The organism is Staphylococcus sp. GDX8P54P, from assembly GCF_017893165.1.
GTDB lineage: Bacteria > Bacillota > Bacilli > Staphylococcales > Staphylococcaceae > Staphylococcus > Staphylococcus borealis.
The window spans coordinates 1-9900 of the sequence record NZ_JAESMM010000026.1 but is presented as its reverse complement, the minus strand read 5'-3'; the positions used below and the strand labels follow the sequence as shown (position 1 = coordinate 9900).

11 protein-coding genes and 1 pseudogene are annotated in these 9900 nt (G+C 31.4%); 6 read left to right on the top strand and 6 right to left on the bottom strand.

Annotated features, from left to right (window positions below; genetic code table 11):
• Positions 1-99 precede the first annotated feature (99 nt).
• The 3 genes from cch1 to KA909_RS09740 form a co-directional block, all read right to left on the bottom strand.
• The gene (gene cch1 / locus KA909_RS09750) at positions 100-1890 is read right to left on the bottom strand and encodes a cassette chromosome replicative helicase (protein ID WP_210130160.1); all 1791 of its coding nucleotides are present in this window, start codon (positions 1888-1890) and stop codon (positions 100-102) included.
• Complete coding sequence (locus tag KA909_RS09745; protein WP_165624108.1) at positions 1890-2159, bottom strand: hypothetical protein; 270 nt, start codon at positions 2157-2159, stop codon at positions 1890-1892. The genes cch1 and KA909_RS09745 overlap by 1 nt, the downstream gene beginning before the upstream one ends.
• Before the next feature lie 154 nt (positions 2160-2313).
• The gene (locus tag KA909_RS09740; protein ID WP_210130159.1) at positions 2314-3873 is read right to left on the bottom strand and encodes a hypothetical protein; all 1560 of its coding nucleotides are present in this window, start codon (positions 3871-3873) and stop codon (positions 2314-2316) included.
• 101 nt (positions 3874-3974) lie between these two features.
• Between KA909_RS09740 and KA909_RS09735 the strand changes: the two genes are divergently transcribed.
• Entirely contained in the window at positions 3975-4622 is a 648-nt protein-coding gene (locus KA909_RS09735) for a toll/interleukin-1 receptor domain-containing protein (protein ID WP_228481258.1), read from the top strand.
• A 292-nt stretch (positions 4623-4914) separates the two neighbouring features.
• Positions 4915-5280, top strand: a pseudogene (locus tag KA909_RS09730) (helix-turn-helix transcriptional regulator); the annotation flags it as partial.
• On the opposite strand, the gene KA909_RS09725 reads toward KA909_RS09730, so the two are convergent.
• Complete coding sequence (locus KA909_RS09725; RefSeq protein ID WP_107517540.1) at positions 5238-6005, bottom strand: alpha/beta fold hydrolase; 768 nt, start codon at positions 6003-6005, stop codon at positions 5238-5240. The pseudogene KA909_RS09730 and the gene KA909_RS09725 sit on opposite strands and share 43 nt — an antisense overlap.
• 155 nt (positions 6006-6160) lie before the next feature.
• Between KA909_RS09725 and KA909_RS09720 the strand changes: the two genes are divergently transcribed.
• On the top strand, positions 6161-6406 hold the full coding sequence (locus KA909_RS09720; protein ID WP_044291493.1) for a hypothetical protein: 246 nt from the start codon (positions 6161-6163) through the stop codon (positions 6404-6406).
• Between the two features lie 130 nt (positions 6407-6536).
• On the opposite strand, the gene KA909_RS09715 is transcribed toward KA909_RS09720, so the two are convergent.
• A complete protein-coding gene (locus tag KA909_RS09715; protein WP_002511731.1) occupies positions 6537-7541 on the bottom strand; it encodes an NADP-dependent oxidoreductase in 1005 nt (334 codons plus the stop codon).
• Between the two features lie 189 nt (positions 7542-7730).
• On the opposite strand from KA909_RS09715, the gene KA909_RS09710 reads away from it, so the two are divergent.
• The gene (locus tag KA909_RS09710; RefSeq protein WP_002506307.1) at positions 7731-8072 is read left to right on the top strand and encodes a helix-turn-helix domain-containing protein; all 342 of its coding nucleotides are present in this window, start codon (positions 7731-7733) and stop codon (positions 8070-8072) included.
• Positions 8073-8144: 72 nt separating this feature from the next.
• Positions 8145-8504 (top strand): DUF1304 domain-containing protein, encoded by a 360-nt coding sequence (locus tag KA909_RS09705; RefSeq protein WP_002511730.1) that lies wholly within the window; start codon positions 8145-8147, stop codon positions 8502-8504.
• 72 nt (positions 8505-8576) lie between these two features.
• On the opposite strand, the gene KA909_RS09700 is transcribed toward KA909_RS09705, so the two are convergent.
• The gene (locus tag KA909_RS09700) at positions 8577-9341 is read right to left on the bottom strand and encodes a 2OG-Fe dioxygenase family protein (protein WP_044291500.1); all 765 of its coding nucleotides are present in this window, start codon (positions 9339-9341) and stop codon (positions 8577-8579) included.
• Positions 9342-9751: 410 nt separating this feature from the next.
• On the opposite strand from KA909_RS09700, the gene KA909_RS13680 reads away from it, so the two are divergent.
• A complete protein-coding gene (locus KA909_RS13680; protein ID WP_272947155.1) occupies positions 9752-9874 on the top strand; it encodes a hypothetical protein in 123 nt (40 codons plus the stop codon).
• Positions 9875-9900: the final 26 nt, after the last annotated feature.

The following is a 9900-nucleotide window of genomic DNA, read 5'->3' as shown; positions in this document are numbered from 1 at the left end:
GTGTAATTTAATAAGTTGACGTTTGTTTTCATTTTTATGCCTCCGATTAATTTAATGAGCTACAACGCATAGCGCGTTGTAGCGGTATAATATTCAAATTTATAGGTCTAAATCATCATTTGCTTCTTTTTCTTTCGCTTGTTTCATAAAGTTATTAAGCAAATCTGGATTTGTATTACCATCAAATTGCGGTGGTGTAAAAGTTTCAGTATTAGAGCTTAAGCCGAAAATAGGGGCAAGCTCTTTATCCAATTTAAGATGATAGAATACAATCGATTTTGTTTTACCTTGAGCATCTTTGACACTACGTTTGGTCGTTTTACGGTTGCGATCCGATTGCATATAACCTTTATCTTGAAGGGCATCGATGACAGTATTAACATCTTGGAATTGATGTTCTTCCAACATGTTTTTAAAAACATTTTTCAGCATTTTAACTTGTATGTGGTCTTCTTTGAGTTCAATAAGGCCATAATTCTCAATCATTCTTGATAGCTTGGCATCCTCAGAGAATTTCCCCCGGTTTTGCGCTACAAACTGAACAATAACCTCGATAGATTTCGCTTGTAGTGAGCGTTCTGAAACTGACTCCAAGTGATAACTAACCAAGTATTCTCTTACTACATCTATATCAATAGGTACTGCAATAACACGTTCGAATATCCGAGCAGATGTCGCAATCACTGCATAGCGTTTGAACATACGAATACCAGTATTACTCGTTTCATTTTTTAGTTGGTTTTTGAACCAATCATGTTCCGCATGAAACCATTTAATTACTTCGTCTTCACGTTTTAAAAGATATTCAGCTACTAATGGCATTATATGGCCATAATTGACCGATGTAGCCCTTTTAATTGCATCTGCATTGTCAGCACTTGTTGTAAAGGCTTCAGATATTTCAATCGTACGGACGTTCAAACCATCATTACGTGCACTATCATTTAAAATACTGTGTTCTGCGGTACTTATCACTGTGGTGCCCCAATTTTTGAGTGCTTTGACATTACCATCAATATTAGAGCGTTGTCGGCCTTGTCCCTCTGCCAAACTGTACAACAATCCAGTAGTCTCTTTGAAGGTTGCAGCTGACAATTCATCTAATACGATAGGCACACCAAAGTTACTACTTAAATATCCTTCAAGCGCGTTTCTAGTACCATTCCATGATCTAAACAGGGTATTACTACCTTTAGTAGGGTTGCCGGCTATTGAAACAGCTAAAGCAGCTGCAGTCGATTTACCTGTGCTTGAATTTCCCATAAATGAGAATATGGTTCCCGCAAACTCGACCTCATGTCTTGTTTTTAGGAATGCAGTAACTAATGAAGAAGCAGCAAATACTACTGCAAGTTCTAGTAGTAAGTTCCCTTTAACTTGTTTTAAGTACATCTCCCACCAGCCTTTGAAAGTACCTTTTGGTTGTAAATCATAGTGTGTTTCACAAATGATTTCATTAGCTTGTGACTGCTTTATTTCTTTTGAAAAGTATGGTTTATCCAATGAAATGACCATACCTTCATCATCAGACTGTAATACACCTACACCTGTATATAATTTAGATAATGGAAGTGACTGGCGCATCGATTGTAACGCATAGCTTAATGATTTAATATACCGTTCGTTGATGTTGAAGCCGTACTTAATCAATCCAGGTAGCTTGAAAGATGTTAAGATATCTGACGCTTCAATACGTTCAATGTTTTTTCCATCTGTAATAATCAATTTCTCAACCCCTGTAGACGGGTCGAGAAATTTATTTTCAATAATGATGGGACTAGACAATTGAATGATTTTTTCTACATCATTGTTACTTTTAGGTGGAATCACTTCATAAAATCCATTTGAATTTAAAAAATATGGATTTTGCTCGAAGATGTTGTTAGCCATTAGCGTTTACCTCCTGTATTAAAAAGTCGAATTTTTTGATACAGGATAGGAGATTTGTTAGAAATTCTCTTGATAGGAGCGTCGCATCCTTTTCTTTCCCACGCCCCAAACATGCGACCTACTTCTCTAATTTCATTAGTATTACAGTTGAAAGTGCCAACCTGATTTACTAAGTCATTAAAGATGAACGTCTCTCCGCTGTATTTTTGTTTCGCAGCTTTCTTTGATGCTCCATACAATTGTATTACTCGAATAGGTTTATACTTCATAAGTAATTACCGCCTTTATAATTTTTTCTGAATCATAAAGATTCATTACGTGTATTACATCACACAAAAATAAACCTAACTGTCTAACCAAGAATGGTTGGTTAGACAGTTAGGTTGAATAAAGATTGGTACTAAAGAGATTGAGTTGTAGTAATTATTTTTTAAAATATTTTTGTCTCAAGTTTAGATTATCAATTACATTCATAGAATTAATTAGAGATAGATGAGTTTCACTAGAAATTTTAAAGTCATAAATGAATAAGTTTAGGTCGTACTTATTTAATTTACTATGAGTTAGGTCATTTTTAGCATGGAGAGGTGTTATTGTATTACTCCATTTTTTTGTCGTTTTAATAATTTGATTACTCAAATTAAGAACTTCTATAGGCGCATTTGTATGAAAGAAATTCATGTTCTCGCAAATATGAGTGTAAACACCTGATAAAGTACTAAGCAAAGTTTCCATAAATGGTAGCTGATCCATATAAAATAATTTATGTATAAACAAATTTGATGCATTTATAAGTTCATTATCGATGATATGAAAAGATGAAAAATCACCTTCATCATCTTCATTTCCTAATTTGTCATCTGTGAAGACAATGTGTAAGTGATTTTCAGTTAATTCATCTATGTCGTTATGTAGTTGTTGAAAATCAGCGTTGAATTTTAATTTTTGTTCCTCAAAATCTTGGAGTTCTGAATAATTAACTTTTTGCTTTTTTAATATATTTAATTCTTGCTTGTTAAATAGTAAAGCAAAATAGCTATTGTTGCCAGATGCATTTTTGTGTTTAGCATGTGTATTACTGTCTATGTACAAATATCTAAAATAAAAAACAGACAAAATTGTTAGTACATCACTAAAAGGGAACCTTCCACGAATGTTGTCTTTTGATAATTTACCAATTAATGAATTTAGATTTACAGTTATCTGTTTTTCTTCATCTGTGTTGATATCAGGGAACCTATTTAATAGTGTCTGTATTATAGATGAAATAAGTTGTTCTTTTGTGAAATATCTTTGAAATATCTCATTATTTTTGTCATTTAAATCTATATTGATTTGTGTACTTATATCAGCAATCATATTTAAGTTTTCCCATTCTTCATGTGAATATGATGAGGAATAGTTATTTGAATAATTATAGTTTTTACGTTCGAGACCATTTTTAATTGTAAAAGCAGTGTTTAGCATATTATCCAGTGATGTGATATTCGGATTATTTTCATCGTAAAATCTAAAAGGTATATTATTTTTATAACCAAAAGTAGCATTTACAGTAGCTCTTTTAAAAGTAGTGTCGTCAAGAGCTATAGATCCATCATTATGTAATTTTAATAGTACATGTTCCTTTAGTTTACCTTTAGGTGTGAACAAATAAGTGAAAATTGCATTTTTATACTCTTCAAATTGATCATCTAAGTTTGAGGCATACATAAACCTTGTTAAGGCTTCATAAAATCCTTCGTTGAATCCACGCATAAAAGTATCTACACCATCATCAATACCTAACAAATCCATTAAATTTGGTAAAATATTTTTTATATAAAGTTTATTATTTTGAAATTGATAACGTGTATAATTGCCTTCATTATCGAATTCGACTTCAATTGTTGATGAACCTTCAATATCTTCTAACGATATGTTTATTTGATTGATTATATCCTGCATGAATTCAGAGTTATACTTTGAAATTAGTTTTAGTGTCATGTATATAGTCATTCCTTTATTATCATTTACTTCTATTTAAATATAAGCTAAGATAGTTATATAAATAAAGGGAACGTATGTTCTTGTCGGAGGGGTATTTTATGTCAGTATTAGAAACAAAATTAAAAAATGAGATGTCTAAATCTGCAAAACTTTCAAGTAAAATGAGTAAATTGACGGGTGATATAAAGAGGCTTGAACGAAAAATTGAAAGATTAAGTAAAAAGAGAAATCCTACTAAAAGTAATATTAATGAACTAATAAGAAATCGTAAGAAGATTGTTGAAAAGCAAACAGAGTTATCAAAATTATATGAAGAATACAGTAAAATTGAAAGAAAAATTAATGAGACTCGAGCTAAATTAGATAAAGAACGTAGTAAACAACAAGATAAATTAGAGAAAACAATAAATAATTCAAGAAATGATAACCACAGTATAATGACTCAACTTCTCTCAAATTCTGAACAGATTAATGCATTGTCAGAACAAGTAAAGCAATCTGCAAAACAAAAAGAACTCATTGAATACGATGTTTTTCTGTCACATTCAAATTTAGACAAAGAAGAATATGTGTCTGAATTAAGTGATAAATTGACTGATAAAGGGTTGAAAGTATTTGAAGATGAAAAAGTATTTGAAATAGGTCAAAGTCAAACACAAATGATGAATATGGGGATATTAAATTCAAGATTTGTAGTAGTGTTTTTATCTCGAAATTTTATTGAAAGTGGTTGGAGTAAATATTAATTTATATCTTTTTTAAATAGATAAATTAATGAAGATAATATTATTATACTACCAATTTGGCATGAAATTAGCATTGAGGAAGTTAAAGAATATAACCCATATTTGGTAGATAAGCATGCATTAAATACCAGCAAATTTAGTATTGATGAAATGGTAGAAAAAATAAGCACTGTGGTGGAAAAGTCAAAGCAATGACAAACTTATTTTGAAATATTTAATTAGCATGATAAAGCATTGAAGAAACATGTTCTTAAAATACGTGATGAGAATTTACATGAAAGAGGTAAACATTATGGCTAAATTAGATAATGTACTTGCTATTCTATGGATGCTTAGTTCAGATAAGAAGGTTACTGCAAAGCAAATTTCAGATAAGCTAGAAATGAATATAAGAACGGTGTATCGTTATATGGATACACTTTCAAAGAGTGGCGTGCCTATAATTTCAGATACTGGACATAATGGTGGCTACATGCTGTTAAATGATTTTATTGAAGCACCTTTGTTTTTTGATGCGGATGAGACGAAGTCACTGATTCATGCTACGATTTTTGTGGAAAAAACAGGTTACTATGGTGGCGATGCTTTGGAATATGCGATTGCAAAGCTGAAAAGTCATTCTAATGAGGAACAGTTGCAGGAAATTGAGGCTAATGTGCAATTTTTTATATGAGGAATTTCATTACTCATTAGTTCAGATATATCTTGAAAATCTTGAACATCATACTCACCATTAATAATTAATACAGGGACTTGAATATTTTTTATCTGTAAGATATTATCCTTCGTTTCTATTTCCTCGCAAGAATAATCTAATTCGGGTTTAGTTAAAAATTCCGTCTGCATATCAACAACTAATTGCTTCACATCTGTATTGATAAGTTCTGGAGACCTATTTCTTAGTATCCAAGTTTTATAGTTAAACAGTGCTATTTCTTCTATTTTACCTTCTTGTAATAGTTTTTCTTCTTCTTCTTCATATTCTTGTAGGAAAGACGAATCTTCCCACCCACCTAAAGCTGGAGACAAAAGTGCTAAGCTCAGACACTTTTCTGAGTGGTCTAGATAAAAATCAATAGCTATTTTCCCACCAAATGAAGCTGCTAAAATATGAGTGTGATTGATATCTAGATGTGTAAGTATTTCATTAATAATATTACTATAAGAGTAATTTCCTCCTGTGAAATCACTTAAGCCGAATCCAGGAAGGTCAAGCCTAACTACTCGATATTTTTCTGATAATAAGTGGAATTCATTATCCCACATACGTGAATCTGCAATTCCAGCATGAAGTAATAATATATTCTCACCATTACCTTTTGATTCAAAATAAATATTAGCCCCCGTAGCATTAAAGATTCCTTTAGTTTCATTTGTTTGCATAATCTACTAACCTGCCTTATAAAAGTTATTTAGTTAAGTGTAGCTAATTTATAGTTTTATTATACTATAAGCTAAAGTATAGTAAACTTTCAGTGTTAATCGTAGCTGTGATTTCTTTAGTATTGGCGCTTATGATCCCAGGATTAGTAGATCTTATGGTAACAGGTACTGCAATGTCAGTTTCAGGCTTACTTGCGCCAGTGATGTTCGGTCTATTTTGGAAAAAACCTACGAAGCTTGCAGGTAACATTGCAATGTGGAGTGGGCTTGGTTCAGCAGTGATATGGCAAATACTAGGTCATCCGTTTGGTCTACATCCAATCTTAATTGGGTTGCCACTATCAATAATTATGTTATTACTTGTAACATTCTTTGGTAAAAAAGATTACGCAACAGTTTAAGCAAACAGTTCACCAAAAACTTTATAAAAAATAACAAAATCTCACTCATCTTATTTGATGAGTGAGATTTTTATTATAAGCTAATTGTGTTTTTTATCTCATATACTTTTATATTAGATTATATCTCAAGTTATTCCTCTGATATTTTAACCACTTGTTTACCGAAGTTTTCACCAGAAAATAGTTTTCTAAATGCATTAGGCAATTGATCAAAACCTTCATCGATTGTTACTTGTGATTTTATTTTATCTTCAGCTACCCATTTGGCAAGTTGTTCGCTTGCTTCTTTAAAATGCTCTGCAAACTGTCCTACTACAAAACCTTGCATTAGGGCTTGGCTTTTAACTAGTGTTTCCTGAATTCTTGGTCCCATTTCAGTTTGCGTATTATTGTAAGTTGAGATTGCACCACAAACAGGTACACGTGCAAATGTATTTAAATGTTTGAAAACTTCATCTGATAATTTTCCACCGACGTTTTCGTAATATACATCAATACCATTTGGTACAGATGCGGCAAGTTGTGCTTCAAAATCATCGCCTTTATAATCAACAGCCGCATCAAAGCCTAATGTGTCTGTTAAATATTGTGTTTTTTCTTTTCCACCGGCAATGCCAACTACTTTTGCGCCTTTTATTTTAGCAATTTGTCCTACTACAGACCCTACAGCGCCGGAAGCAGCAGATACAACAACTGTTTCTCCTGCTTTTGGTTTACCTATTTCCAACAAACCAGTATATGCTGTCATACCTGGCATTCCTAAAATGCTTAAGTATAAATGTAGAGGAACTTCTGTGGAAGGTATTTTAGTCACTTGATTAGCATCAGTAGTGATTATTCTTTGCCAAGGTAAGACACCCGTAACATAATCTCCTTCTTCCAAGTATTCTACTTCGGATTTTATAACTTTCGCTAAAACATGCCCATCAATTGGTTTGCCGATTTCATAAGGTTTAACGTAACTTTTTGAATCATTCATTCTTCCGCGCATATAAGGATCCACAGAAATATAAATAGATTTTAATTGTACTTCACCCGTACTAGGTTCTGCTGTTTGGATTGCTTCGTATTTAAAAGTGTCATCTTTAGGTAATCCTTCTGGTCTTTCGTTTAATACAATTTGTTCATTTTGCATAATAATCCTCCGTTTTACTGTTTTTTAATTAGTGTTTAAACTGACTTGCTTAAATAAAATTATTTCTTGTAATAATGATTGCTATTGAAGTATAAAAATCAAAGCTTTTTAATTGTTTTTCCTCCTCTTGTGTGGTTATATAATAATATAACAGTTAAACCTTAGTTTAAGAGAAGGGATGTGCTTACATTGGAAAAATTTTATATTGATCAAGTAGCAAGCATATGTGATATAAGTAAAAGTAAATTAAGATTTTATGAAAAAAAGGAGATATTAAAATTTATAGAAAGAGACACTAATAATAAAAGGCTCTATAGTAAAGATGATATTGAAATGATAAAATTCATAAAATGTTTAAGTAATTTGAATATGAGTTTAAAAGAAATCAAAAAAAATACAGGTATGCTATATGATAATGAAATAGATATAAAAACAATATTAGAAGTACATTTAGGGGTTTTGAATAACCAAAAAGAAGTATTGAACAAAAGAATTGGAGTTATTGAAGGAGAGTTACTTCAAATCACTTAATTTATTACTCCCCAGTTAAAGTTGTGATATTAATATATGGAAAGTTCATTTGAAAAAGAGGTGTATTCATTTATGAGTATTGTTACAGTAATTTTAGTTTTATTAGTTGCTATTGAATTTATATATATAATGATATTACAAACGATTAAAACGACTTCCCTTAGAACTAGTAAAATATTCAATATTAAGCAGGAAGAATTAAAAAAGCCCAATTTAAAGGTTCTTATGAAAAACCAAGGTGTATACAATGGACTTCTGGGTGTGATGTTATTATATGCGCTGTTCTTTTCCCATAATCCTAGAGAATTAATTACTTGTATTTTAATTTATATCATTTTAGTTGCTATATATGGGACAATTACTAGTCAAAAATCTATAATTTTAAAACAAGGCGGGCTCCCTATAATCGCACTTATTTCATTGCTTTTTTAGTTTGAATTTAACTTATTGCCGTAATGATGAACTTTAAAATCCCCCTACTGTTATACAAGTAGGGGGATTTTATTATTCATCGACATCTGCAACAACTGTTTGTTGGTAATCAATTAATATGACAGATCTAAGACCTGTACCTTGTTCTGATCCTTTTTCAACTGGACTTACATAATGACTTACATTAGGGTCGTAAACGCCGTAGGATTCTAAAGGGTTCTCCATTTCAAAAACTTCTATTATATTGTTTTCATCAGTATCTTCCGGATTATTCCCAGCAGCTTCCGGTACAGCGATAGCATTCGTTCCACCAACAATATTCTTTCTTTCAATTAAATGAGCAAAAGTAAACGGCTCTCCGTCTTGGTGTAAACAGTTCGGTGAGGAAACAGCTTTATCTCCGTCATTTTCTACATACAATTTAACGAAATGCACACCCACATGAATCGGTAAAATTTTATCCTCTTCGTTCCAAAACGTTTCATGATAGTTGGCTATTATAATATCGTTCAACAATTTATTACTTCTTATATTTTCATCAATAGAATGGAGTTCTCTATATGAGCCAGAATGTTCTGGATTAAACTTCCCTTGAAAATACGCAGAATAATCAACGCCATTTCTTTCAATGGTAGGAAGCCAAAAAACATCTTCTGTGCCAGGTAACACGATTGCTCTAGAGTATCTTCTATATCTATTAAGGTTAGGGGCATAATCATCTTCAGGTAGATCAGCAAAGTACGCTAATATTTCATTATAATCTTGTTCAATACCCTCATAATTTAAACTTTTCATTAAATCATATCTTGAATAACCATCTTTTTGTAATTTATTCATTATTCAATAGTATCCTTTCTGTTTTTAAATCTAATAATGTTTGAATGTCCGTACTAATTGCGTTCAATTGTTCATGATTCTTATATATGTGACTTAATAATCTCTTTTATATTTTATACCATTGTAAGTAGCAAACACAAATATCGATAAATTTTGATTTCCTAAAAATAAACAAAAACATTTTACCGATTTAATCCGACTATTCTTATATCATTTACCATTTTGGCGTTGACGAAGTATATAATATTCGCTATATTTACTAGCGTATATATTATCTGAAAATTCTATATATTGAGAATTTTCATCTTAGGAAATGAGTAAAGTAATTCAAAAAATATTAAATTAAATTTTAAAATTTCCTCAACAGTCACTATTAAGCACAACGAAACTACATTTAGGAGGAAAAACATATGCCGAAGAAGCAGATACATTTTAATGGATTTGTTCAAAACTCACCATCCCCACATTCATCTGGATTATGGAAACATGACAAAGACCAAGGTGCAAAACTTATGGTGGGGTGCAGGTTATAATATTGTTGCTGTACCTTTAGCAGCCG